The sequence below is a fragment of the Acinetobacter sp. BY419 genome (assembly GCF_019038395.1).
Lineage (GTDB): Bacteria > Pseudomonadota > Gammaproteobacteria > Pseudomonadales > Moraxellaceae > Acinetobacter.
This window is the reverse complement of record NZ_JAGFXZ010000029.1, coordinates 1-25,493: the sequence shown is the minus strand read 5'-3', so window position 1 is coordinate 25,493 and position 25,493 is coordinate 1. Positions and strand designations below refer to the sequence as shown.

Sequence of the window (25,493 nt, the reverse complement as noted above, 5' to 3'; positions counted from 1 at the left end):
TTACTGGACGTAAATTTGAACAATGCAACAATAAAAAAAGCAGCCTTGCGGCTGCCCAATACTTTTATCTCGAGTTTTATTTTTTATCGGCCAGGCTAAAGAACCAGTTCAGGATCAGTGCAGCAAAAGTTGCCGTACCAATACCACCCAGATTGAAGCTGCCGAAAGTCAGGGCAAAATCACCAGTACCTAAAATAATGGTCACCGCAGCCACCATCAGGTTCTTGTTCTGCGAGAAATCGACCTTGTTCTCAATCCAGATTTTGGCACCCGCAATAGTGATCAAGCCAAAGACCACAATCGAAGCCCCGGTCAGAATCGCTGTCGGAATGGTGTGAATAATCGCACCAAATTTAGGCGATAAACCCAGAAACACGGCAAAGACACCCGCAACTGCAAAGATGATCGTCGAGTAAACCCGTGTTACGGCCATGACCCCAATATTTTCACCATAGGTGGTCATACCCGGCGCACCGACACTACCAGCCAAGGTTGTGGCAACACCATCCGCAACAAAGGCTTTACCAATATGCGGATCCAGATTTTCACCGGTCATTGCGCCTACCGCTTTAATATGCCCCAGATTTTCAGCCACCAGAATCAGTGCAACCGGTGCAATGATCAGCATGGCATTTAATTCAAAGGTCGGCGCGTGGAAAGTCGGTAAACCGAACCAGGCTGCTTGCTGAATTGGCAGGAAATTGATGGCAGTACCATAACCCATGACATTACTAAGGACAAAGTAGATCAGATAGGCCAATAACAGCCCCACCAACAATAACAGGCGCTGTAATAAGCCACGAGTGAACACCGCGATTGAGCCCATACAGAGTACGGTGACCAAAGACATCCACATGTTAAAGGTATTGCCCATCACGCTTTTTACAGTCACTGGGGCAAGGTTCAGACCAATGATCATCACCACGGCACCGGTTACCACCGGCGGCATCAGTTTTTCAATCCAGCGGGTACCCGTCGCCATGACCAGAAAACCCATCAGGGCATAGAAGATCCCACAGGCAATAATCCCGCCGGCTGCGACGCCAATATTCGGATTGAGTCCGCCACCACCGGCATAACCGGTTGCCGCAATGACCACACCAATAAAGGCAAAGCTTGAGCCTAAATAACTTGGAACCCGGCCACCTGTAATCAGAAAGAACAGGATGGTACAGATCCCTGACATTAAAATTGCCAGGTTAGGGTCAAAGCCCATTAAAAAAGGTGCCAGTACAGTCGCGCCAAACATGGCAAAAGCATGCTGTACACCCAAAACTACCGTTTGTGCAGGTGGCAAATACTCTGCGGTACCTACTGGTCGTGCATCAATGCTGCCCTCATAAGGGCGCCATTTGGGAAACCAACTGGACATAAAATGAGCACTCAAAAGATAAATTGTGCACATCATACTCTTGTTCTTTAGAAGATTTAATCATTTAAACAAAATTTTTGTTCAAATTAATTCTATGACTTTATTTGATATTTTACCGGATGGTAAAAGAATTTTAAGTTAAAAATAACATTAAATCAGCAGATTAATTTCTTAGAATAAATAGGGGTATCTATAAATAAATCTGATTTACTATATAAAATAAAATATTTCCTGGTTATTGACTGATCAATAAAAAAGCACATCCCCAGGATGTGCTTTCAAATAGGCATTTTTGCTTAACCGGTATTGCGTAACCCGGCTGCAATCCCGGCAATACTGACCATCAGAGCATGATCCACCGGGGTGTTTTCAGCCTGTTGTTGTTCAAGATATAAACGGCGACGTTTCATCAGCTCGGCTTGCAGCAAATGCAGCGGCAACAAATACGGTTTACGCACCTTCATGGATTGATCCAGCACGCCGTTGCTACTCAGCAGTTTTGATTCACCTTTCAGGGTTAACAGGGTTTGTACGGCATCCTGCAAACGCTGGCGCAGCTCTGTGCCCAGGACTTTCAGATCTTCATCCTGCGTCAGATGCGATTCATAATACAGTGCTACATGTGCATCGGCTTTGGACAGGACCATTTCCAGCATATCAATCAGGGTCTGAAAATACGGCCACTCTGCCAGCATCTCATCGAGCACGGCACGTTGCCCCTGATCCAGTACTTTATTCAGCGCGGCGCCGGTACCTAGCCAGGCGGGTAACATCAGACGAATCTGGGTCCAGGCAAATACCCAGGGAATCGCCCGCAAGGACTCAATCCCGCCACTGACTTTACGTTTGGCCGGGCGTGAACCCAGTGGCAGCATTTGCAGTTCAAGTTCCGGGGTGACCGTGCGCAGGTATTTTACAAAATGCGGATTTTCCCGCACGGTCTGGCGATAGACCTGGACCGACAGTTCGGTCATTTGATGCATCAAGTCGCGCCATTCCTGCTTCGGCTCGGGTGGCGGCAGCAAGGTCGCTTCCAGTGTTGCCGCCGTATAAATTTCCAGATTTTGCAGGGCAATTTCTTCCAAACCAAACTTGAAGCGAATCATTTCACCTTGTTCAGTCACTCGAATTGCACCAGAAATTGAACCCGGCGGCTGTGAAAATAGTGCTTGTTGGGTCGGTGCACCACCACGGCTGATTGAACCACCGCGGCCATGGAACAGGGTCAGTTGAACGCCATGTTGCTGAGCAATCGCAGTCAGTTCTTCCTGGGCACGGTACTGTGCCCAGTTAGCAGACATAAAGCCGGCATCCTTGGCTGAATCCGAATAGCCAATCATTACTTCATGCTTGCCCTGAATATGCTGTTTATACCAGTGCATATTAAACAGGGTCGACATGGTATCGGCTGCGCCGTCCAGGTCATTTAGCGTTTCAAAGAGGGGAACGACCCGTAACGCATGTTCGATCCCGGCTTCTTTTTGTAAAAGCAGTACCGCCAGCACATCACTTGGATATTCAGCCATGGAAATAATATAGGCACCCAGAGACTCACTTGGTTGTTCTGCCAGAGTCCGCATGGTGGCAAAGACTTCCTGTACATCCGGATGTTCAATCAGGCTGCCGGCTGGTTCGTTTAAATGTTTAGGCAGCAACGGACGTTTGCTTTGCAATTCTTGCAGTAAAAAGTTTTGGCGAGCCTGTTCGGTCCAGGTTTCAAAATTTCCCAGTCCTAAATATTCGGTAATTGCCGAGATGGCCTGACGATGACGTCCGGATTCCTGACGGATATCCAGTTTCAGCAGTTCGATACCAAAACTGTTGACCCGGTAAATAAAGTCCAGCAGGCTACTATTGGCAATTTCCGCCAGATTGCAGGCCATCAGCGAGCGGTAACAGGTAAGCAAAGGCTGCAATAACTCATCTTTGCTTTTAATCACCAGACTGTCATCCGCATCATTGCCTTTTAATTTCTCTGCCAGCCAGTGTCGGGTCGCTTTCAGGCGGCTACGGGTGTCACGTAAATATTCACGATAGGGTTCAGGATGGTCTCGACCCAATGCCTCGGAGATTTCCGCACTACATTGCTGAATCGACAGTTCCCAGCGCAGGTTTTCAATATCGCGCAGGTAAAGGTCGGCAGCTTTCCAGCGTGACAGCCACAGGACTTCCTGCGTCACATTATGGGTGACATTCGGGTTGCCATCACGGTCACCGCCCATCCAGGAGGCAAAGCGTACCGGTGCGACATTTAAGGGCAAGTTCTGGCCGCATTGTTCTTCGACCATGCCATTCAGTTCCCGGATAAACTTCGGGACCGCATTCCACAGGGTCTGCTCAATCGTGGTAAACCCCCATTTTGCTTCATCAATCGGGGTCGGGCGATGCTGACGGATTTCATCGGTTTGCCAGGCAGAACTGATCAGCTGTTTCAGGTCGGCCAGAACTGCCTGACGTTCACGCGGCGTGAGTTTCTGCTGGTCGAACTTGGACAGGGCATTATTGATGCCATCATATTTCTGAATCAGGGTGCGGCGGCTGACTTCTGTCGGATGTGCGGTCAGTACCAGTTCAATTTTTAATTCACAGATTTGTTGATACAGCGTGTCGGCAGAAATTTCCTGCTGTTTAAATTTTTCAAATAAGGGCAGCAGAGGATTGGGTGATTCTGCCGTGTCATCAAATTCGCTTTGACGGCGGCGACGCACCACATGATATTGTTCGGCAATATTGGCAAAGTTTAAAAAGTGGGTAAAGGCACGGGTTAGCGGCAGGATTTCGGCATCTTCCAGACTTAAAAACAGTTGTTCCAGTTGTTTTTCTGCTTCGACCTGTCCATCGCGTGCGCCTTTGGACAGGGCACGAATCTGCTCGATCTGATTAAACAGATCCTGCCCGGCATGTAATTTTAAGGTTTCCCCAAGCAAATTACCCAGTAAGCGTACGTCTTCGCGTAGTGGTGCATCAATCTGTTGAATCATTTTTTATTCCCTCACATGCGTGCTTTGACTATACCGCGACTGCATGACAATCCAAGTCCCCTAGAGACAAAAGTTGCAGAGTGTTGGCTGTTTTTTTAGCAAATTTTGATCCACATGCGATCAGTCCAGGGAGATGGATTCAGTCAGGCAGGGCGTATTTCAGCATAAACAGCTCAATGGCCTGTGCAATGATCTGTTGCTGTTCTGCATTCGAAGGGGGAGGCATGAGGCCGAGCCGGATTTTCTGATGACGTGTTCCGGCCAGCAAGGACACGATCAGTTCAGTCTGTTTCTCTGGAAGATCGACCTGAATAAAGCGGTAATGTTGGGCCCGGGCAAAAAAATCATTCCAGACCGCATCTAGTTTGCTATGCGAGGCCTGATAAAACTGTTCTGTCAAAGGGCTTTGCTGCGAGGCCAGTTCCATCAGCAGCAGATCCAGCTTGATCGCTTCAGGCAGGTTAATAATATTTAATGCGCGCTGACAGGCCTGGTAAAACTCCTGAGCAAAGTCACTGGTCGGCTGCAATGACTGAGGATGTTCATGCAGAATGGCTTCACAGGTATCTTCAATCGCACAGCTAAACAGGGTCGCCTTGTCCTGAAAATGGTTATACACCGTCAGTTTGGTTACACCTGCTTCACGCGCAATCTGGTTCATGCTAGAGGCATGATAACCATGCGCTAAAAATAGCGCTTTGGCCACGCTGAGAATGCGTTGGCGCTTCTCCAGATCTTTGGGTCGTCCTACAGGTATTTGCACAATTTTTTCCAAAAAAAGTCAATACGGTCATTGCTTTGAAGCTGGAGTTGTAATTAGTGTACCGGGTGGTATATTAATTAAAAAACAAGCAATTCAATATATCAGCATAGTTTGCCCTAAAAAAGACGATCAGATAAGAGCGAATAAGATGAGCAGGATTTACAGCGTATTGGCTGGCATGGTGGTGCTTTGCAGCGTGACCTTAACTGGGTGCAGCAAAGAAACTGCCGCAGCAGAACAGGAAGTTCCCTTTGTCATGGTGGCCACACCCAGCCCTTCACAGCATGAACTGAAAAGTTATGCCGGCGATGTGCAGGCGCGCCAGCAAACGGCGCTGGCCTTTCGGGTCGCTGGACAGGTGACCCAGCGTTTTGTCGATGTCGGTGATCAGGTCAAAGTAGGGCAGGTACTGGCAACACTGGATGTCAAAGATGCCCAGTTACAGCTAAATGCAGCACGTGCCCAGCTGGAAAGTGCACAGTCTGCCAATAAAATTGCTCAGGATGAACTGCAGCGCTTCAAACAGCTGTTACCGCTCAATGCCGTAAGCCGCTCTCAATACGATGCCATCGATAATCAATACAAAGCCGCACAGTCGAGTCTGAAACAGGCGCAATCCAATTATGATGCTGCTAGAAACCAGACTGTATATAACCAGTTGATTGCCACTAAAAATGGTGTGATCACTGCGCGCAATATTGAAACAGGTCAGGTGGTTGCTGCGGGGCAGGCGGCTTATGAACTGGCGATTTCCGGTGAGCGTGAAGTGGTCATTGGAGTGCCGGAACAGGCTATTTCGGAGATCAAGGTTGGACAGGCAGCCACAGTGACGTTATGGTCCAAACCTGAAGAAAAATTTGCCGCTTTTGTTCGCGAGATTTCGCCAGCAGCAGACCAGTCGAGAACATTTAGAGTAAAAGTGGCACTGCGCGAAGGCAATGGCAGCATCCAGCTTGGACAAAGTGCCCGGGTCTTTTTCCAGCACAACCGGGCCAATATGCTCAGTGTGCCGCTGTCCAGTGTGTCGGCAAATGACCAGCAAGCCTATGTAATGGTCGTCAGGCCGGATCATACCTTACGTAAAGTTCCAGTCCAGCTCGGTGCATATGGCCGGGATAGTGTTCCTGTGCTCAGTGGTCTTAAGCCGGAAGATTATGTGGTGATTGGTGGCGTGCATCTGCTGCGTGATCAGCAAAAAATTAACCCGATTGATCGTGAAAACCGTCGTGTGACCATTCAGGCAGGGAGTTAAGCATGAACTTTAACCTGTCGGAATGGGCCTTAAAAAATAAAGGTTTGGTGCTGTATTTTATGATCCTGCTGGGTCTGGTCGGCATCGTGTCCTATTCCAAGCTGTCACAAAGTGAAGATCCGCCTTTCACCTTTAAAGTCATGGTGATCCAGACCTATTGGCCGGGTGCCAGTGCCAAAGAAGTGTCCTTACAGGTCACAGACCGGATTGAAAAGGAACTGATGACCACAGGCCAGTATGAACGCATCATGGCCTATTCGCGTCCGGGTGAATCCATGGTGACCTTTATTGCCAAAGATTCCCTGGCCTCTAAAGATGTGGCCGATGTCTGGTACAACGTACGCAAGAAAGTGAGCGATATCCGGCATGAATTGCCGCAAGGGGTACAAGGTCCATTCTTCAATGATGAATTCGGCGATACCTTTGGCAATATTTACGTGCTTAAAGGCAAAGACTTCGATTATGCCACTTTAAAAGAATATGCCGACCGTTTACAGCTGCAACTGCAACGCGTCAAAGATGTCGCCAAAGTGGATCTGATTGGTCTGCAAGACCAGAAAATCTGGATTGAAATTTCTAACACCAAAGCCATCCAGCTGGGTGTTCCAGTCAGTGCCATTCAGCAGGCCCTGCAGCAGCAAAATGCCATGACCCATGCCGGTTTTTTTGAAACCGGTTCAGACCGGATTCAGGTTCGCATCAGTGGTGCTTTAAACAGTGTCGAGGAATTACAACAACTGCCCCTGCTCGTGAATGGCAAGACCATTCAGCTCGGTGATGTTGCAGAAATTTATCGTGGTTTTACTGATCCGGCGCAGCCCCGGATGCGTTTTATGGGCGAAAACGGGATCGGTATTGCCATATCAATGCGTAAAGGTGGAGACATTCTGGCACTGGGTAAACATCTGGAACAGGAATTTACCCATCTGCAAAAAACCTTGCCGCTCGGCATGGAACTGCAAAAAGTGTCCGATCAGCCGGTGGCGGTCAAACGCAGTATTAACGAATTTATGAAAGTACTGGCCGAAGCAGTCATTATTGTATTGCTGGTCAGTTTTCTCTCTCTCGGTTTCCGCACCGGACTGGTGGTGGCTTTCTCTATTCCACTGGTGCTGGCGATGACTTTTGCCGGTATGCAGCTGTTTGATGTCGGGCTACATAAAATTTCCCTGGGTGCCCTGATTCTGGCCCTCGGTCTGCTGGTCGATGATGCCATTATCGCCATTGAAATGATGGCGATTAAAATGGAGCAGGGCTATAGCCGTTTGCAAGCGGCCGGATATGCCTGGCGCACGACGGCTTTCCCGATGCTGACCGGCACCCTGATTACCGCTGCCGGTTTCCTGCCCATTGCCACTGCGGCATCGAGTACCGGGGAATATACCCGTTCGATTTTCCAGGTGGTGACCATTGCATTGCTGATGTCGTGGATTGCAGCAGTACTGTTTGTGCCATACCTAGGTGATAAACTTCTGCCCGATTTCAACAAAGATTTAATTCAAAAAGCACCGTGGTATCAGCGTCTCTGGGCACGACTGCGCAAACAGCCAGAACCTCAACCGGTCGTGCATCATGCCGGTGAACATTATGACCCCTATCAAACCCGGTTTTATCAGGGCTTTCGCCGTTGGGTAAACGCTTGTGTGACCTATCGTAAAACAGTCATTGCTGCCACGGTCGGGATTTTCATCCTGTCCATTCTGATGTTTAAGCTTGTACCCCAGCAGTTTTTCCCACCTTCTAACCGGGCTGAAATTCTAGTAGATCTTAAACTTGAAGAGGGTGCTTCCCTCAAAGCTACTGAAGCTGCAGTGAAAAAAGTCGAAGCCTTTTTATCGAAACAAGAAGGGATTGATAACTATGTGGCTTATGTCGGGATTGGTTCCCCACGTTTCTATTTACCGCTCGATCAGCAGTTGCCGCAAAACAGTTTTGCCCAGTTTGTGGTGCTGGCATCTTCTTTGGAGGATCGTAACGAAATTCGCCAAACTTTGAGTGATCAGATTCGGGTGTTATTGCCGGAAGTCCGTACCCGGGTATCTTTGCTGGAAAATGGCCCGCCTGTGGGTTATCCACTGCAGTTCCGGGTATCTGGTGAAGACCTTGGACTGGTCCGTGAATGGGCGCAGAAAGTTGCTGCCACAGTGAGTGAGAATCCGAATACCACCAATGTGCATCTGGACTGGGGCGAGCCGAGTAAAGTCATCAAACTGCAGATTGACCAGGATCGTGCCCGTCAGTTGGGTGTCAGTAGTAGCGAGCTGGCCAATGTGCTGAACAGCTCGATTTTGGGCGCAGGCATTGATCAGTATCGGGAAAAACGTGAACTGATTGAAATCCGCTTGCGTGGTGCTCAGGCTGAACGGGTCGAGGTGGCATCTTTAGGCAGTCTGGCTGTGCCAACCGCAACTGGAACGTCCGTACCTTTGGCGCAGCTTGCCAAAATTGAATATAGCTTTGAAGAAGGCCTGATCTGGCATCGCAATCGTTTACCGACGATTACCGTACGTGCCGATATTCGCAGTAAATTGCAGCCAGCCACTGTGGTCAATCAAATCAAGGAGCCACTGGAACAACTGCGGGCAGAGCTGCCTAATGGCTATCTGCTGCAAGTGGGCGGCACAGTCGAAGAATCTGCTCGCGGGCAGAACTCGGTCAATGCCGGCATCCCCTTATTTCTTGCAGTGGTGATGACCTTGCTGATGATTCAGCTCAAAAGTATGTCACGGGCCTTTATTGTGTTCCTGACTGCACCTTTGGGCATTATCGGGGTGGTGTTATTTCTGTTACTTTTCCATAAACCTTTCGGTTTTGTCGCGATGCTCGGAACGATTGCTTTATCCGGAATGATCATGCGCAACTCCCTGATTCTGATCGACCAGATTGAGCAGGATATCCAGGCCGGAGAATCTCAGTGGGATGCGATTATCAATGCCACTGTACGCCGTTGTCGCCCGATTGTATTGACTGCATTGGCTGCAGTTCTGGCGATGATTCCCTTGTCTCGCAGTATTTTCTTTGGACCGATGGCGGTGGCGATTATGGGCGGTTTGATTGTAGCAACATTGCTGACCCTCTTTTTCCTGCCTGCCCTGTATGCACAATGGTTTAAAGTGAAAAAAGTTTAGATTCTGTTTAAATTTGTCATAATTTCAGGTGCGAAATTTTCAAATTTTCAATATAGTAGCACCTGAGATTTTATAAATTAAAAAAATAAGTAATTGCTGTATTGGCCGAGCTGCCAATACAGTAACGAGGTTGAACCAAACATGACTAAAAATACATTTACCAAGATGCGACGTTCCGTAGCGATGGCTTATGTCTTCATGTTTTTAGCCTTATTTACCTTGTTTAGCGGGTTATTGGCCTACTGGTTTGCACGTAAAGTTACCCACGTCGATTATGCAGAAGTCTGGCTACAGGCACAGGCGCTGTGGATCATGCGCAATATCGTGATTTATACAATTTTGGCGATCTTTGCTGCACTATGGTTTATTCCTCTGTTTTTCTTTGCCTGGGACAGCCAGTTATGGGTGAAAGCCTGTGTGGTGACCGGGGTAATTTTTAGTTTTATTGCCTTTATTTTCCTGATCAATGCCTGGTTTAAAGGCATCTATAAATTCTCTCAAAACAAAGCTGTGTTCTAAAGCTTATAATTTTTTCAAATTTCCCCTTGTAAAACTTGGGTTAACCCCCAATTTTAAACCTCAATTGATTATTAAACAAAATTCCGTGAGGAGCATCGCCAGACATGGCTAAACGTGATTATTATGAGGTTTTGGGCGTCGCTAAAGCCGCTAGTGATGATGAAATCAAAAAAGCCTACCGTAAGTTGGCGATGAAATATCATCCAGACCGTAACCCGGACAATCCTGAAGCTGAAGATAAATTCAAAGAAGCTTCCGAAGCTTATGAAGTTCTGTGTGATAGTGAAAAACGTAGCATGTACGACCGTATGGGCCATCAGGCTTTCGAAGGTGGCATGGGCGGTGGTGGTGGCTTCGGCGGTGGTTTCAGCGCAGAAGACATTTTCAGCCAGTTCGGTGATATTTTCGGTGGTGCTTTTGGTGGTGGCGGTGGTCGTGGCCAGCAACGTGCACGCCGTGGTTCAGACTTACGCTATGTGATGGAACTGACCCTGGAAGAAGCGGTCAGAGGTGTCAAGAAAACCATTACCTTTACTGCACCGGCACCGTGTGATGCCTGTGATGGTAAAGGTTCAAAAAATCCAAATGATGTGGAAACCTGTCCGACCTGTCATGGTGCGGGTCAGGTGCGTATGCAGCAAGGTTTCTTCTCGGTGCAGCAAACCTGTAGCACCTGTCGCGGTCAAGGCAAGATCATCAAGAATCCATGTAATAAATGTCATGGTTCAGGTGTGGCAGACCGTCAGCAAACACTGGAAGTTACCATTCCTGCCGGTGTGGACAATGGCGACCGCGTACGCCTGAGCGGTAAAGGTGAAGCGATCCGTGATGGTCAGTCCGGTGACTTGTACGTTGAAGTAGTGGTGCGTGAGCACGAAATCTTCCAGCGTGATGGCGCAGATCTGTATATGGATGTACCGGTATCGATTGCTGATGCGGCCTTAGGTAAGGAAATTCAGATTCCGATCCTAGACGGTCGTGTTAGCCTGAAAATTCCTGAAGGTACCCAGACTGGCAAACTGTTCCGTTTACGCGGCAAGGGTGTTAAGCCGGTACGTAGCAGCATGCAAGGCGATTTGCTGTGCAGGATTGTGGTTGAAACCCCAGTCAATTTAAGTGCACGTCAGCGTGAACTGTTAAAAGAACTGCAGGAAACAATGGATGGTGAAGGCAGCAAGTCATCACCGAAGAAAAAATCATTCTTTGACCGTTTGTTCGATTAATTGAATGAAACTAGAAAAGGGCGCTTGGGCGCCCTTTTTTATAGCCTGCAAAACCCCCATTTTTATATATAGTTTCCTAAATATGAATAGGTTTTAAATCTTTTTTCTGCTCTGATTTTTTCAAAAAGCTCCCGGTCGGCTCTAGTAAACTTAATGATTTTAGGTAAGAAAATGATTTCATTTTCTCTGTTAAACAACAGGTTGATATATCGATCTGAATTAAACCAGCCATGCCTGTCTTTAAAATAAAAAGCCGAATAATCTGCACAGAATGCCTGAATACTCATATATTTCTTATAATCTATAAAGACTTTCTGCTGGCATAAATAAGGTAGAAAGTAGAGTAGTGAACCCTCTGAATAGGTATTTTTAATTTTTTCAAAGTTGATATCCTGTTTTAGCTCTTCTAAAAGCACTTCTGGTGAGGAATATAATGCTTCTAACAAAACTTCTAACCATTTGCCAATGATAAAGCTCCCTTTGGGAGAAGCTAAAAACCATGACTCGACACAGGGTAGGTCATTAATAAAATGACATTTCCTGTAGAAGCCAATGAGTTCATAATGGGTATGGTTATATTGATTTAATCCAGTAATACTGTTTATTGATGTATTGGTAAGCGTCGATGCATCGATCCAAAAACCGCCATAATTATATAGCAGAATAAGTCTTAATAAATCACTACGAAAAGTAGGATTCATATCATTCTTAAACAAATCATATTCAATATAGTTTCTTATATTGTCTTTGTTAATTAAGATGATTTCATAATCCGGGTTTAAATTTTCAAGTTTTTTAACAGTTTTTTCAACCATTTTGGGAGTATTCGAATCCCAATATAACCATATGTTTTTTTCAATAGATTTTGGTTGAATCAGTTTGTTGTATTCAAATAAATCTGAATAATAAAATTTTTCTGTTGTATCTTGATAATGATCAAATTTTAAATAAAACTCTTCCCATCCTAATGGTTTGTCTGAGCCATTCACAATATTCAAGTCTGACTTGCAGGATAAATATTTATTTTCTATTTTTATATTAAGGTGAAATCCATGATTATAAACAACCAGATTTATTTCTTCTGGATGATCTGTTAAAGAAAATTTATCTGCTAAAAAAAATATATATTTTTTAGACTCATTCAGATGAATAAAAATATTTTTTCCATCAAATAGCACTTCACAAATACCCAGAGGAATACCATCTCTATAGCATTTTAATGAACTGGTCTCTAGGTCATAGCCCAATACACCACCATGGAAACCTATTAAATTTATATTATTCAAAACTAAACCCTAAATATCATTTATTTATATAACACTATATTCAGATTGCAAATATAATTGATGAATCTTGTTATGTAGTTAAATAAGTTCTTAATTTTATTTTAAATATAAAAATCAATATATTATAAATTGTTTCTGTCACAACACCCGGAACGCCTATAACGAATATGAGAAATCATCTTTTCTAAAATTAGCGTACGGTCTTTTTTCTATAATATATTTAAATTTATAAAGATGATCAATATGATAGAAGCTTAGAAACTTCCATTTTTTCCTCCAATGAGTATTTTCAATACTTTTATCGGGGAGGCATATTTCTTTATGATCATGCCACAATTTAGACTGGATCTGTAGTAGGTGTCTATAGACAGGCTTGAAGCTATGATCACGGTCAGGGACTTTAGTGCTGAAGTATTTTCATTGAATTTATACAATGTATCTTAGTGTTATTCCGGAGTTTTGTTATAGTAAGAGCAATTTTGGATCAACATCAGGACTATGTTATGTCAGCTACACCACGCATTGGGATCTTAGGTGCAGGCGGTCGTATGGGGCGTATCCTTATTCAGGCTGTGCATGAAGCGGGTTATCAATTGGCGGCTGCGGTGGAACGCCCTGAAAGTACCTTATTAGGTGCTGATGCAGGCGAACTTGCCGGAATTGGCGCAGTAGGGGTCAAGGTCGTGGGTAGCCTTACAGATGTAGTCAAAGACTGTGATGTTGTGATCGATTTCACCGCACCGGCAGCGACCGTCAATCATCTGAAAATCTGCCGTGAAGCAGGTGTCGCGATTGTGATCGGTACCACCGGTATGAATGACGAGCAAAAAGCCTATCTGGATGAATCTGCGGCTGAAACGCCTGTGGTCTATGCAGCGAACTATTCAGTCGGGGTCAACGTGTCAATAAAATTGCTCGAACTTGCATCTAAAGTTTTTGGTGATACGGTAGATATTGAAGTAATTGAAGCACATCACCGCCATAAAGTTGATGCGCCATCCGGTACAGCACTGATGATGGGTGAGGCGATTGCGGGTGCTTTAGGTCGTGATCTAAAAGAAGATGCGGTATATTGTCGTGAAGGTCATACGGGCCCTCGTGAACGTAAAACTATCGGTTTCCAGACCATTCGCGGTGGCGATATTGTCGGTGAACATACGGCCATGTTCATTGCTGAAGGCGAGCGGGTGGAAATTACCCATAAAGCGACCAATCGCATGAACTTTGCCAGTGGTGCCGTACGTGCTGCTGCCTGGGTCGTGGGTCGTGAAGCTGGCAAATATGACATGAAAGACGTGCTTGGTTTTAACGATATTCAGGTTTAAAATCGAGTCAAAATCATTTATAAAAAAATCTAAAACTAAAATAAGACGAATAATACAATGCAAAAAATGATTTTCCTGCTCTGTGCAGTGGCACTTGGTGCCATTGCGCAGGCAAAGCCGCTGCAGAAGCCCAAACTCAGTATTGATAAAAATAACATTAAGGTCTGGACTTACCAGAATGAGCAAAACCCGGTCTTTCTCTATAAAGCTGAAACCACCTATACTGCACCGATTGAAAATGCTGTATCCCTGATTCTGAACATCGAGCATGCAATGCAATGGGTACCTTATATGGGCAGCATCAAGGTCTTGTCCCGCGATGATCAAAAAGGCGATTTTACCCTTTATATGGTGCTGGATTTTCCATTTCCCTTAAAAGACCGTGACCTGATTGTTCAGGGCAAGATGATCAAGGAAGCCAATGGCCAAATCACCATCAAGAATAAAGCCATTCAAAGTGGTTATCCTTTAAACCCGGATTATGTACGTTTAACCGATTATCAGGGTGACTGGACTTTTCAGAAACTGGCCAATAATAAGGTCAAGGTTTCAACCTATGGTTATGCCAATCCGGAAGGTTCAATTCCTTTGACCTTTGTGAATATGTTTGTGCAACAGCAACCTTATCAGATGCTGCAAAAAATGAAGACCGAACTGGCCAAGCCTTCAAATATTGCAGTCTTGCCTGAAGCCTTGCAATAAAAAAGACCCAATCACTGGGTCTTTCTGACAGGTTAAGCAGGCAAAATTTAAGCCTCAAAATCAGCTTTGAGCACAATCCGGTAACGGGCTTTGCCAGAATGCAGATGTTCAATGGCCTGATTCAGTTGGGACATCGGGAAGACTTCAATTTGCGGGGCAATATTTCTACGCGCAGCAAATTTAAGCAGTTGGCGCAGTGCAGCCGGCGAACCTGTCGGTGAGCCGCTAACTGACTTGGCCCCACCAATCAGCATGCCAGCCGGAATCTGCATCGGTTCCAAGGGTACGCCCAGCATATGTACAGTACCATTCGGTGCCAGAGTCGCCAGATAAGCCTGCCAGTCCAGAGTTACATTGACCGTACTGAGCAGTAAATCAAACTTGCCTCGTTGGGCTTTCAGGGCAGCCGAATCACGGCTGTTGACCACATGGTCAGCACCCATGGCTTTCAGCTCATCGCTTTTATCCATATTCGAAGTGAAGGCGGTAATTTCACAGCCCCAGGCTTTAAGCAGCTTAATTGCCATGTGTCCTAAACCGCCAATACCAATTACGCCAACATGATGAATGGCCTGAATCTGATGCTTCAGGATCGGATCAAATACGGTAATCCCGCCACAGAGCAGAGGGCCGGCACTTTCAGGATCCAGATCTTCAGGCAGGGGAATGACCCATTGCCAGCCGGCACGCACCTTGTCGGCAAAACCGCCGGCATGTCCGACAATGGTGGCAACCTGACCACCGGTACACAATACCTGCTGGCCTGAAATGCAGGGATCGCAATATTGGCAGCTTTCTGCTGTCCAGCCGATTCCAACCCGCTGACCCACTTTCAGGCCTTTGGCTTCTGCACCCAGATGGGTAATGGTGCCGATAATTTCGTGTCCAGCCACGACCGGATAGACCGATGAACCCCAGTCATTATTGATGACTGAAATATCGGAATGACAGAGGCCGCAGTATTCCACTTTAACTTCGACCTGGTGCGGCTGTAGTTCTCCGGCATCGAACTGATAGGGTTGCAGTTCAGCACCTGCCGACATGGCGGCATAAGCTTGAATAATATTATTGGACATGATTTCAGCTCTTATTTAAATGGGAGGATATTGTTTTAAAGTCACAATGATTTTCATGGTCATCGACCATACCGACGGCCTGCATAAACGCATAGCAAATGGTGGGCCCGACAAATTTAAAACCGGCCTGTTTTAATGCTTTAGACATCTTCTGGCTTTCAACTGTTTGGGCGGGCGCTTGACGATAATCCGCAACATCATTATTCAGCCGCGGTTGCTGGGCAAAAGACCAGAGCCATCCCACCGGATTGATGCCTTGCTGTTTTAGCTTCAGCCATGCTTGGGCATTTTCCCGAATGGCATTGAGCTTGCCGCGATGTCGTATCAGGCTAGCATCTTCAAGTTTCAGTTGGAGGTGTTCATCTGTAAGTGAAGCAATAGATTCAATGGAATATTGAAAAAAATGTTCACGATAGGCTTCACGTTTTCTGAGCACGGTAATCCAGGCCAGACCAGCCTGCTGTCCTTCCAGACACAGCATTTCAAATAGACGGCTTTCATCCCGCAGGACCTGTCCCCATTCCTGGTCATGATAGGCGATATAAAGCGGATTATCGGAGCACCAGCCACAGCGTTGCAGAGTCATGTGATACTCCTGATTTTTATGTTTTTATAATTTAAAAATAGTCCATTGATCCTGCTGGTTATCCCAGTACCACAGTTCAGCCTGATCCAGATCGCTAAATTGAATCCACGTGTCTTTACCCGCCTTGTCAGCATAACCGGTACTGATCAGAAGCGCATCCTCGGTAATTTCCATTACCCAGCCCTGATAGCTTTGACCGTTCAATACAATTTTTTGTTGATTGCCTGATTCAGCAAATTCTACCAGACGGTTGATCAACGCTTCTGACATGTAAATATCCTACAATTAACGTAAATAGGGATAAGGGTTGACCACACCGCGACCCTTGCCCTGTAAATAAATTCCATAATGCAGATGTGGTGCAGTATGCCGTGCATTGCCACTGTTACCTACATATCCGATGAGCTGGCCTTTTTGAACATAGTTGCCCACTTTTAAGCCGCGTTTATGTCCGTCCAGGTGGGCATAATAATGCCAGGAGCCGCCTGGACCCAGAATCCAGACTACTTTACCACCCAAATTGTTCTTACGTAAATCTGCAATCAGGCCCTCAGTCACACTAAAGACTTTGGTTCCACGTGGAGCAATGATATCAATACCTTCATGTAAGCGTCCACGACTGCGCGAAGCCCCCCAGGTATCTTTTAATTCAGCTGCATGTACGCGTGCAACCGGGATCGGCAATGAATTAGGCATCTGCAGGCTATTGAGCTTTTTCACCAAGATGGGATTCAGCTGTATAGAGGGGGATTTTTTCGGTGTACTGCTACAGGCTGCCAGCAGCACAGTGATTAAGGCAATCCACGTCAAAGCAAGGTATTGGCGCAATTTATTCATCCTTAAATATTGGCAATGCTCATTCTGAGCAGATCGATATTTTGCTTTGTTTAGACTATGTCACAGATTTACGTTAGAGATCAATTTTTTCATCGCTGTCGGAAGACCGCAAGCAATCGCTGTTTCTGGGCTCATCCAGTTGCCTTTCAGTTCAATCGCCAGATGTTCCTGTTGATCCTGATCTGCCGAAAAAACAATCGCTTCAAGCTGCCAGGTAAAATGGGTAAAGCTGTGGCTCATCTGGACCTTTTTGATGATGTTTTTCAGGCCAAGCTGCTGACATTGTTGTTCAAATTCATGTGCATTTTCAATAATAGGCAGACACCAGAGACCGCCCCAAAGACCGCTATTGGGACGTTGTTGCCATAGCCAGTCTGCACCGGACTGGATCAGTAAGACCTGAGCAGAGCGCAGCGGAACCGGTTTTTTGGCTTTTTTAAAAGGCAATTCATTTTCCAGACCTTGTTGATGGGCTTTGCAATGCTGCTGCATTGGACAATACAGACATAAAGGCTTTTTCGGCGTACAGACGGTTGCACCCAGATCCATAATTGCCTGGGTATAGTCATGATTGCGTTCGACTGGGCACAGCTGTTCCGCCAGTTGCCAGAGGGCACGTTCATGCACCGGTTTGGACAGATCATCCTCAATCGCAAAGAAACGTGACAATACCCGTTTGACATTGCCATCCATAATCACGCCATATTGACGTAAACCCAGTGACATGAGGGCGCCTGCGGTAGAACGGCCAATGCCAGGTAAGGCAATCCATTCTTCCAGGGTCTGCGGGAAATGCTGCTGAGCAGCCACGATGCCGGCAGCTTTGTGCAGGTTACGGGCCCGGGCATAATAGCCCAGTCCTGCCCAGTACGGCGCAACCTCATCCCATGAAGCTTGCCCCAAGTCCTGAACAGTAGGGAAACGCTGGATAAATCGCTCAAAATATTGCAGCACAGTTTTGACCTGGGTTTGCTGTAACATGATTTCAGAGACCCAGACTTTATAGGGATCATCTGTCACCTGCCAAGGCAAGTCATGACGACCATGCACATCAAACCATTCCAACAGGGCATCTGAAAATACAAACATGAACACATAGCAACCGAATAAGCAGCAGCTAGTATAGCGGAACCAGCAGGGGGTAAATGTGAAAAGTAGGATAAAAAATCAGATATGAATCTATAGAAATAGAATATTCATTTCATAAAAATAAATGCTCCGGAGAGCATTTATTGGTTCAGGCAGAACAGATTTAATCGCTAATACCCCAACGTTCATCCAGCTTCAAGACCTTGCCTGCATAACGCGGAATAATATGAATATGCAGATGTTCGACCTTTTCCTGAAAAACTTCACCATCAATAAAGCCGACATGAAAACCGGCAGGCTGGTAACGTAAATTCAGTTCATTACGTGCCTGTTCCAGTAAGGACATCAGACTTTTACGTTCTTTATCGGTCACTTCAAAAAATGAGTCCACATGCCGCAATGGAATCACTACACAGTGACCTTCGGACAATGAATTCGGTTCAGGCAACACCACACCATAATCATTTTTGGCAATGACATCATATTCGTCAAAATTGCAGTAGGGGCAGTTGGTTTCAGCCATCATACACATTCTCCTCTGGTAGGATTTATCTTCTTTTCTTTATAAAGTATCTAGAATATTCAGCCTGTGAACAAGCCGAATAGTTGTTTCTATTTATGCCAAATGACGATCTAGCAAGGCATACATTGCCGCCAAGCTTTTTTGTTCAGCTTCTGCATTGTAGCCAAGATCCACGCCATTGGCTTTGGCCCGTTCATCCGCGAGCGGGTTGCTAAAGCCATGTTTGGCATTTTCAAAAACAATCACTTCATGCTCGACTTTGGCAGCATGCATTTCCTCGCGGAAACTGGCCACATCATCCAGGGTGACCATGCTGTCCAGTTCACCATGTAGGACCAGAATTTCCGCCTGTACCTGACCTTCCTGAGCCGGTGCTTTCGGAGACAGGTTGCCATGGAAGGTAGCTACTGCTTTTAATGGTGCATTGGAACGGGCCAGATCCAGTACGACTTTGCCACCGTAGCAGAAACCAATGGCTGCAAGTTTGTCGGCATTGACTTCATCCTGCGCTGCCAAGGTATTCAAAGCCGCTGTGGCACGGTTGACAATGGTGTCAGGATCTTCAAAAGTCTGCATCATCCACTGATAAGCCTGATCAGAATTGGTCGTGACTTTTTTGTCACCATACATGTCCATAGCCAAGGCCGCATAGCCATGTTCTGCAAGTTCACGGGCACGCTGTTCGGTATATTCATTACGACCCCACCATTCTGGTGCGACCAGTACACCGGCAACCGGCGTATCTGTTTCTGGTGCGGCAAAATAACCAACTAATGGGCTGCCATCCTGTGCAGTGTAATGAATTTCGCGGGTCTTGATTGCTGCCATGCTGACATCCTCTATTGTTGTTGAATCGCTTGCTTAAAACATAACATAGCAAAACTGATCGGAATGTGACATGAAAACCTGCGATTTATGGCGACTTAAGCCCATAAAAAAAGAGAGGCGAATATAGAGCCTCTCTAATTTTAGATCAGAAAAATAGTACTTATTATTTAATAATTTCCAGTAATTCCACATCAAAAATTAAAGTACTGTTTGGTTCAATCACATCACCTGAACCAATTTGTCCATAGGCTAGTTCAGCCGGAATGAAGAAACGATATTTGGCACCTTCTTTCATCAGCTGTAAGCCTTCGGTCCAGCCGGTAATGACCTGGGTGGTACGAAATACCACAGGCTGATTGCGGGCAATCGAGCTGTCAAAAACAGTACCATCGATCAAACGGCCTTCATAATGTACGCGGACATTACTGTTTGCGCTCGGCGATTTGCCTTTACCTTCCTGAAGAATCTGGTATTGCAGGCCTGATTTGGTGGTTTTTACCCCAGGTTTTTTGGCATTTTCAGCCAGAAAAGCCTGACCGATTTTGGCATTTTCATCGGCCTGTTTTTTCAGGAGAATCAGCTCTTTGGCTTCAGTCTGACGCTTAAACTGGGTCAAGACCCGAGCCATGTCTTCTTCACTTAAAGTCGCCTGTTTTCCGGCTGCAGCTGCTTTTAATCCGGCACTGAAAGCATCCAGATCAATACCTTGTAAGGAGTCTGCATTACTTTTTCCCATCAGATAACCAAAGCTGTAGCCGACCTGTTCCGCTTCAGGACTTTTGGTAGTGATCTCTTTGGCAAACAGACTGCCAGAACCCAGCAGTAAAACCAGCAAGCTTATTTGTATTTTCATTATTAATTCTCAAAATAAAGGAGAGCACAATGCTCTCCTTATTCGTGGATTATTTGACTTCGATAAGTTCCACATCAAAAATCAAAGTACTGTTTGGAGGAATCGTACCTGGTACGCCCTGTTCACCATACGCAAGCTGTGCCGGGATATACAGCGTGGCTTTGCCACCTTCTTTCATCAGTTGTACCCCTTCGGTCCATCCTGGAATTACCTGGTTAAGCGGGAACTCAATCGGCTCACCACGTTCGACCGAACTGTCAAACACGGTACCATCCACCAGTTTTCCTGTGTAATGTACTTTCACGATTGAAGATTCGGCAGGTTGCTTGCCAGTGCCTTCTTTAGTCACTAGATATTGCAAACCAGATGGGGTGGTTTTTATCCCTGCTTTTTTGGCATTTTCAGTCAGGAAAGTATCGCTTGACGCTTGAGCCTGCTTGGCACTGTCGACTTGCTTCTGCTGCATTTCTTTCTGGAACTGCTCATAAGCGGCTTGTAATTCTTCTTCAGTATAAGCAGGTGCAGTACGGGCATGACCTTCGCGAACGCCTGTCACAAAGCTGTTAATATCCAGTTCAGGTGGAGTTTGATGAGCAACTTCATAACCAAGTGCATAGCTAATTTTAGAAACAGCCGAGGCATCTTTAGATGCTTTTGTTGTTTGAGTAGCTGGGTTTTGAGTTGCATAGTAAACAGGTACTAGCGCGGCACCGCCTAAAAGAACAGCGACAGCAATCGGTAAGGCCTTACTCATGTATTATTCCAATCTAATGTTATCGTGGAGGTTCATTCCATCTTAGCAGAAAATTTTGAGAAATCTTGCAGAATGGGTGGTTTTTTAGCAAGCAAATATCGCAATTCTGTTGACGTTAGAAGAGATAAAAAAACCAGCAATTGCTGGTTTTTTTATCTGAATGGCATCAGCTATTTTGTACTCTAGACTTATAACTATAAATGTAATCATAACTATAGCTGCCTCCTGCTGAAGGCTGAATATCATTCAGGATAAAGCCATTTACGATACAACCGGCCTGTTTAAAACGCTTCAATGTAAGCTCCAGCTCCTTCATTTGTGTTTTTGCATAGCGTGCTACCACCAAATTTAGTCCGACATATCGGGATACGATAATCGCATCCGTGACAGCCAGTACAGGGGGGGTATCAATAATGATATGGTCATAGTGCGGAATCACAGATTGCAGTAATTCCTGAAAGCGTACCGAATTGAGAAGCTCAGACGGATTGGGTGAATTTTTACCGCAGGTGATGACATTTAAGTTCGGAAGATTGGTGTTTTGTATCATCTGTTCTAATGTAATTTGCTCATTCAGGTATTCAGTTAATCCATTTTGATGATCCAGATCAAAATATTTGTGGATATGACCACGACGCAAGTCTGCATCAATCACCAGTACGCGTTTGTTTTTTTCGGCCATGATGACCGCCAGGTTGCTACAAACAAATGATTTTCCGACTTTTGGTGCGGGACCTGAAATCATGATGATGTTGTTCTTGGCCTGGCTAAGGACGAAATGGCTCGCGGTACGGATGCTTCGCAAGCTTTCGATCGCAATATCATCGCTATGTTTAAGGGCTAATACGAATGGAATATTTTTCTTTTTCAGGAGTTTTAGCCCGGGTTTCTGACTCGGGGAGTGTGCAATATTCGCATAGACTGGAAGTCCCAGTTGATATTCTATCTGACTGCTCTCTTTCACACCGGAACGCAGCATATTGCGGAATAATGCCACCAGGATTCCCAGGAAAATACCGAACCAAAAGGCGAGGAACAGAATCAGTGGCGTTTTCTGTTGCATCTGGTCAATCGGTTCAAGTGCGGTATCAATGATATGTACATTGCCAATTTCACCCGCTTTGGCAATCCGCAGTTGTTGATAGGAATTTACCAGGTTGGTATACAGTTGCTGTTTGACCTCTACATCGCGTGACAGTTGCAAGAACTGACGTTGTATCTCTGGAACATTTTTAAGTGCGGTATTCAGCTCACGAATCTTGCCATTGATGACTCGAAGTTGAGCTGTAATTTCCCGCATGGCCGGATGTAGTGCTGCATATTTGGCACCTATTTCGGCCTGTCGCTGTTCAAGTAAGACTTTTTGGGTTTCCAGGGTGACGCTCTGATTTAAATATAATTCAGATTCTTTAGCAATATCAACAGTATTGTGCTGTTGGCGGAAGCGGTTAAAGGCAAATTCTGCATTATCCAGCTGTTTCTTTAAATCCGGTAATTGTTCATCCAGGAATGTCAGGGTCTGGGCTGTTTCTGTAGAACGGCGTGTAATATTATGCTGGCTATAAATCGCCAAAATCGTATTCAGGACGTTAGTGACGTGCTGTTTATCTTGACCCTGATAGCGAAGCTGCAGCACTCCACTCAGTTCGCCTTTTTCCGTCACTGAATAATTGGCTAGAATAGAATCAATTGCTTTTGGCAACGAGAGTTTTTGTATCAGATAACTGTTATCTGGATTGTCTTGCGTAAAGATTGCAACTTTCCAGTCTCCCTGTGCTGTTTTGCCTTGAACTGGCCGGTTAAGTGCACCCTGAAAGACAATTTCTTCTGTAACTGGATTGATCAAGCTGAAGCTCTGGGGTTGAAATTTCAGCAGGAGATTTTTATCCAGATAGGCTACAGGAACTTCAAACTGACGAATATTGAAGCTTGTCTGACCTTCTTTAAAGCGTACAGTTTCGGGTTGATATTCAGTTTGAGAACTTCTTCCCTGAATGAGACGATTAATAAAGGTATCTTCAGGGCTGGCAATGTGGAGATCCAGATTTAAACGATCAATCACTGATTCAAGAATAGTGCGTGATTTTAAAACCTCAATCTCAGCATTCGATGAAGATATCTGACTGATAATACTTGACAGGCTGCCTAATAAAGCAGCTGATGCCCCTCTACTTTCCTCGACCTGGACAATTGCATCTACCTTATAATTAGGGGCTGCAGTACGTATATACAGCAGCACGACAATCATGCTGAGCAAGCCACATAAAAGGATGAGCTTCCATTGCGCGAGCAGGGAAAAGAACACCCCTTTTAGGTCAAGCATATTTTCGGTATTGTTATTTTTGTTCATAATTTTAACTATCTAAAAGTTTAAAAGTGATTTTTCCAGTCAGTGATATTTCTTGAATAAAATTATAGAAATTAATCAAAGACTTGCTGCCTTTGCGAGAAAGGATTTTAAGTATTCTGGTTCTATTGTCCTTTCTTGAAATATCTCGCCTACCTCAGGCCAGATATTTTTATTCTGATCAGAATAAGACCATGTTATTTAATCTGTTGTATTTCCAGTTTTGAGTATCATGGCGTTATAGCTGAAGTCCATGGGTTTATATCAAAACAGGCTGTTGTCATCAGGGATAATCATTATTCCAATTGCCTGTATTTATAAGTTTAATCTACGCGTACAGGCGGATCTTATTAATAAATTTTCAGTCATGAATTGATGACCTCTATTTCCCCCAAAAGATCCCTAAAAGATTTTTAATTTTCATAGCTGAGTAATCTATCGTATAGCTGAATCAGCGACATATGAAAATGGAAGAATCTGGCTAATCACACGTTCCCAACGGGTCAGACCTGTGGCATCAACATAGACAATATCATTGCTCCGCATTTTGAACTGTTTGGCCAGGCCAAAATCTCCAAGGTTTTCTAGACTTAAGTGATATATTTCAGTCATCTTGCTGTCCGGATTGCCACGTAAAATATAAATCCGGCTAGCACTGGCTGAATAAGGGTTAATTCCTTCACTTTCACCCAGCACATCAGCAAGAGTCATCCCCTGGTCACGTAGTGGTAAGGGTTTATTGACACCTGCTTCACCCATGACATAGATCTTCTGGTTTTCACGAGGGTTGATATAAAGGGTGTCATTAGGCTGAATCAAGAGCTTGTGTAAGGAATAACCCGCCTTTTCCAGTGCAATGGTATTCAGGTCATAGGTCACACCCTGACGTACAAGTTGGATCGAAGTAGAATCGCCTTGCTCATTCATACCGCCAGCCAAACCTAAGGCGGTATAAACACTGATGGGTTGATCAGACAGGTAAAATTGCCCTGCCGATTTCACATTACCTACCACGGAATAGCGTTGTCCCTGATAGGAAATGACTCTGACCACCACATCCGGGCGGTTTAAGTAGGGAGTTAATTTGCGTCGGACTTCCTGATTCACTTGTGGAAGGGTTTTTCCTGCTGCTTTATAACGGCCGATGAATGGAAAATGAATATAACCATTTCGGTCAATCTGGTAGCCGTTGTTATTATCACTTGCTGTAGGAGCTGCACTGATTTCAGGATAGGCCCATAATTGAAAAGATAAAATATCACCTGGATTCAAGCGGTAATCCTGCACTTCGGTCTGAAATAAAGTAGCATAATGACTGAGATTATTGGTTTGCGCAGACTGTAATACCGGCAGGGTATTCTGATTCAACTGTACCAGATTGACAGGCGTTCCTCGTTCAGTCTGATAGATTCCCTCTTTTGGTAAATTATATGTTTGAAAGCCGGATATGGCTGCACATCCAACTAGAGATAGGCTTAAGGTAAAAATACCTAAAAGGTGTCTATGCTTCACTTGAAACCCCTTTATTTTTATATGTTCAGAATTGGTATTTATTAATAATTATTAATTTTTTTAATTCGATTTATGTGATTAACGTTTAAAAAATATAATAGATCACATACCTTGTCTATAGCTATTTTTAAGTCAACTTAATAGTTCCGAGCAAAAATACTACGAAAAGATGGACGAAAATAGACGTGAAACCTTGATTGAACAAGCTGTAGAGATATAGAAAATTTTTTAAGACATAGAAACAAGATTAATTGTTTCTAATTGTTATTTTTGATAAAGATGGTAGCTCGTATGATAAGAGATAGAACTATTTAAATTAATGCAGAAAAGTATTTTCATATAATTTTTATCTAACCTAAAGGTTTCTTAGATCATTGATTTTTATTTAATTTAAATAATATTATTATAATTTAACCTGAATCCTGCTTAAGCCGATGATTTCATAATTTGAATTTTTGGCTTATTTCGATGGGTTAATTGATATGCACATAGCGAAGCATAAATTCCGCTGAGAAATCCATGAAGACTACGTGCTTT

21 protein-coding genes and 1 pseudogene are annotated in these 25,493 nt (G+C 44.9%); 6 read left to right on the top strand and 16 right to left on the bottom strand.

Annotated features, from left to right (window positions below; translation table 11 throughout):
• Positions 1–76: 76 nt before the first annotated feature.
• The 3 genes from KUG37_RS11480 to KUG37_RS11470 form a co-directional block, all read right to left on the bottom strand.
• A complete protein-coding gene (locus KUG37_RS11480) occupies positions 77–1,372 on the bottom strand; it encodes a solute carrier family 23 protein (RefSeq protein WP_216937387.1) in 1,296 nt (431 codons plus the stop codon).
• A gap of 296 nt (positions 1,373–1,668) precedes the next feature.
• Positions 1,669–4,353, bottom strand: coding sequence for a phosphoenolpyruvate carboxylase (gene ppc, locus KUG37_RS11475; RefSeq protein WP_216940462.1), 2,685 nt, complete (start codon positions 4,351–4,353; stop codon positions 1,669–1,671).
• A gap of 139 nt (positions 4,354–4,492) precedes the next feature.
• On the bottom strand, positions 4,493–5,116 hold the full coding sequence (locus KUG37_RS11470; protein WP_216938520.1) for a TetR/AcrR family transcriptional regulator: 624 nt from the start codon (positions 5,114–5,116) through the stop codon (positions 4,493–4,495).
• 148 nt (positions 5,117–5,264) lie between these two features.
• Between KUG37_RS11470 and KUG37_RS11465 the strand changes: the two genes are divergently transcribed.
• The 4 genes from KUG37_RS11465 to dnaJ all read left to right on the top strand — a co-directional run bounded on the left by KUG37_RS11465 (position 5,265) and on the right by dnaJ (position 11,238).
• Positions 5,265–6,368, top strand: coding sequence for an efflux RND transporter periplasmic adaptor subunit (locus tag KUG37_RS11465; RefSeq protein WP_216940460.1), 1,104 nt, complete (start codon positions 5,265–5,267; stop codon positions 6,366–6,368).
• 2 nt (positions 6,369–6,370) lie between these two features.
• On the top strand, positions 6,371–9,496 hold the full coding sequence (locus KUG37_RS11460; protein ID WP_216938270.1) for an efflux RND transporter permease subunit: 3,126 nt from the start codon (positions 6,371–6,373) through the stop codon (positions 9,494–9,496).
• 141 nt (positions 9,497–9,637) lie between these two features.
• The gene (locus tag KUG37_RS11455; RefSeq protein ID WP_216938269.1) at positions 9,638–10,015 is read left to right on the top strand and encodes a hypothetical protein; all 378 of its coding nucleotides are present in this window, start codon (positions 9,638–9,640) and stop codon (positions 10,013–10,015) included.
• 104 nt (positions 10,016–10,119) lie between these two features.
• Positions 10,120–11,238 carry a molecular chaperone DnaJ gene (dnaJ, locus tag KUG37_RS11450; RefSeq protein WP_216940458.1) on the top strand — a complete coding sequence of 373 codons (1,119 nt, stop codon included), beginning with the start codon at positions 10,120–10,122 and terminating at the stop codon, positions 11,236–11,238.
• Between the two features lie 62 nt (positions 11,239–11,300).
• Here dnaJ and KUG37_RS11445 read toward each other — a convergent pair whose 3' ends face one another.
• Positions 11,301–12,524, bottom strand: coding sequence for a glycosyltransferase family 32 protein (locus tag KUG37_RS11445; RefSeq protein ID WP_216940455.1), 1,224 nt, complete (start codon positions 12,522–12,524; stop codon positions 11,301–11,303).
• A 503-nt stretch (positions 12,525–13,027) separates the two neighbouring features.
• Between KUG37_RS11445 and dapB the strand changes: the two genes are divergently transcribed.
• Entirely contained in the window at positions 13,028–13,849 is an 822-nt protein-coding gene (gene dapB / locus KUG37_RS11440) for a 4-hydroxy-tetrahydrodipicolinate reductase (RefSeq protein ID WP_216938394.1), read from the top strand.
• Between the two features lie 57 nt (positions 13,850–13,906).
• On the top strand, positions 13,907–14,551 hold the full coding sequence (locus KUG37_RS11435; RefSeq protein ID WP_216940453.1) for an START domain-containing protein: 645 nt from the start codon (positions 13,907–13,909) through the stop codon (positions 14,549–14,551).
• Between the two features lie 47 nt (positions 14,552–14,598).
• On the opposite strand, the gene KUG37_RS11430 is transcribed toward KUG37_RS11435, so the two are convergent.
• The 12 genes and pseudogenes from KUG37_RS11430 to KUG37_RS11375 form a co-directional block, all read right to left on the bottom strand.
• The gene (locus KUG37_RS11430; protein ID WP_216940451.1) at positions 14,599–15,627 is read right to left on the bottom strand and encodes an NAD(P)-dependent alcohol dehydrogenase; all 1,029 of its coding nucleotides are present in this window, start codon (positions 15,625–15,627) and stop codon (positions 14,599–14,601) included.
• Between the two features lie 4 nt (positions 15,628–15,631).
• Positions 15,632–16,213: a DNA-3-methyladenine glycosylase I gene (locus KUG37_RS11425; RefSeq protein ID WP_216940450.1), complete on the bottom strand. Its 582-nt coding sequence runs from the start codon at positions 16,211–16,213 to the stop codon at positions 15,632–15,634.
• A gap of 24 nt (positions 16,214–16,237) precedes the next feature.
• Complete coding sequence (locus tag KUG37_RS11420) at positions 16,238–16,483, bottom strand: hypothetical protein (protein ID WP_216940448.1); 246 nt, start codon at positions 16,481–16,483, stop codon at positions 16,238–16,240.
• 15 nt (positions 16,484–16,498) lie between these two features.
• The gene (locus KUG37_RS11415; protein WP_216938437.1) at positions 16,499–17,050 is read right to left on the bottom strand and encodes a M23 family metallopeptidase; all 552 of its coding nucleotides are present in this window, start codon (positions 17,048–17,050) and stop codon (positions 16,499–16,501) included.
• A gap of 60 nt (positions 17,051–17,110) precedes the next feature.
• Complete coding sequence (gene mutY, locus KUG37_RS11410; RefSeq protein WP_216938434.1) at positions 17,111–18,145, bottom strand: A/G-specific adenine glycosylase; 1,035 nt, start codon at positions 18,143–18,145, stop codon at positions 17,111–17,113.
• 157 nt (positions 18,146–18,302) lie between these two features.
• On the bottom strand, positions 18,303–18,662 hold the full coding sequence (locus tag KUG37_RS11405; RefSeq protein WP_216938441.1) for an HIT family protein: 360 nt from the start codon (positions 18,660–18,662) through the stop codon (positions 18,303–18,305).
• A gap of 93 nt (positions 18,663–18,755) precedes the next feature.
• Positions 18,756–19,490 carry a dienelactone hydrolase family protein gene (locus KUG37_RS11400; protein WP_216940446.1) on the bottom strand — a complete coding sequence of 245 codons (735 nt, stop codon included), beginning with the start codon at positions 19,488–19,490 and terminating at the stop codon, positions 18,756–18,758.
• A gap of 163 nt (positions 19,491–19,653) precedes the next feature.
• Positions 19,654–20,343 (bottom strand): FKBP-type peptidyl-prolyl cis-trans isomerase, encoded by a 690-nt coding sequence (locus KUG37_RS11395; protein ID WP_216938243.1) that lies wholly within the window; start codon positions 20,341–20,343, stop codon positions 19,654–19,656.
• A gap of 49 nt (positions 20,344–20,392) precedes the next feature.
• Positions 20,393–21,097: an FKBP-type peptidyl-prolyl cis-trans isomerase gene (locus tag KUG37_RS11390; RefSeq protein ID WP_216938245.1), complete on the bottom strand. Its 705-nt coding sequence runs from the start codon at positions 21,095–21,097 to the stop codon at positions 20,393–20,395.
• Positions 21,098–21,263: 166 nt separating this feature from the next.
• The gene (locus KUG37_RS11385; protein WP_216938247.1) at positions 21,264–23,447 is read right to left on the bottom strand and encodes a polysaccharide biosynthesis tyrosine autokinase; all 2,184 of its coding nucleotides are present in this window, start codon (positions 23,445–23,447) and stop codon (positions 21,264–21,266) included.
• Positions 23,448–23,879: 432 nt separating this feature from the next.
• Complete coding sequence (locus tag KUG37_RS11380; protein WP_216938249.1) at positions 23,880–24,956, bottom strand: polysaccharide biosynthesis/export family protein; 1,077 nt, start codon at positions 24,954–24,956, stop codon at positions 23,880–23,882.
• Between the two features lie 426 nt (positions 24,957–25,382).
• A pseudogene (locus KUG37_RS11375) lies at positions 25,383–25,493 on the bottom strand (IS982 family transposase); the annotation flags it as partial.

Coding starts and splice junctions, on each gene's coding strand:
- KUG37_RS11400 (WP_216940446.1), bottom strand. CDS start 19,490: ATGGCAGCAATCAAGACCCGCGAAATTCATTACACTGCACAGGATGGC.
- KUG37_RS11420 (WP_216940448.1), bottom strand. CDS start 16,483: ATGTCAGAAGCGTTGATCAACCGTCTGGTAGAATTTGCTGAATCAGGC.
- KUG37_RS11415 (WP_216938437.1), bottom strand. CDS start 17,050: ATGAATAAATTGCGCCAATACCTTGCTTTGACGTGGATTGCCTTAATC.
- KUG37_RS11460 (WP_216938270.1), top strand. CDS start 6,371: ATGAACTTTAACCTGTCGGAATGGGCCTTAAAAAATAAAGGTTTGGTG.
- KUG37_RS11390 (WP_216938245.1), bottom strand. CDS start 21,097: ATGAGTAAGGCCTTACCGATTGCTGTCGCTGTTCTTTTAGGCGGTGCC.
- dnaJ (WP_216940458.1), top strand. CDS start 10,120: ATGGCTAAACGTGATTATTATGAGGTTTTGGGCGTCGCTAAAGCCGCT.
- KUG37_RS11425 (WP_216940450.1), bottom strand. CDS start 16,213: ATGACTCTGCAACGCTGTGGCTGGTGCTCCGATAATCCGCTTTATATC.
- KUG37_RS11385 (WP_216938247.1), bottom strand. CDS start 23,447: ATGAACAAAAATAACAATACCGAAAATATGCTTGACCTAAAAGGGGTG.
- KUG37_RS11430 (WP_216940451.1), bottom strand. CDS start 15,627: ATGTCCAATAATATTATTCAAGCTTATGCCGCCATGTCGGCAGGTGCT.
- KUG37_RS11465 (WP_216940460.1), top strand. CDS start 5,265: ATGAGCAGGATTTACAGCGTATTGGCTGGCATGGTGGTGCTTTGCAGC.
- dapB (WP_216938394.1), top strand. CDS start 13,028: ATGTCAGCTACACCACGCATTGGGATCTTAGGTGCAGGCGGTCGTATG.
- KUG37_RS11405 (WP_216938441.1), bottom strand. CDS start 18,662: ATGGCTGAAACCAACTGCCCCTACTGCAATTTTGACGAATATGATGTC.
- KUG37_RS11435 (WP_216940453.1), top strand. CDS start 13,907: ATGCAAAAAATGATTTTCCTGCTCTGTGCAGTGGCACTTGGTGCCATT.
- KUG37_RS11480 (WP_216937387.1), bottom strand. CDS start 1,372: ATGTCCAGTTGGTTTCCCAAATGGCGCCCTTATGAGGGCAGCATTGAT.
- KUG37_RS11455 (WP_216938269.1), top strand. CDS start 9,638: ATGACTAAAAATACATTTACCAAGATGCGACGTTCCGTAGCGATGGCT.
- KUG37_RS11395 (WP_216938243.1), bottom strand. CDS start 20,343: ATGAAAATACAAATAAGCTTGCTGGTTTTACTGCTGGGTTCTGGCAGT.
- ppc (WP_216940462.1), bottom strand. CDS start 4,353: ATGATTCAACAGATTGATGCACCACTACGCGAAGACGTACGCTTACTG.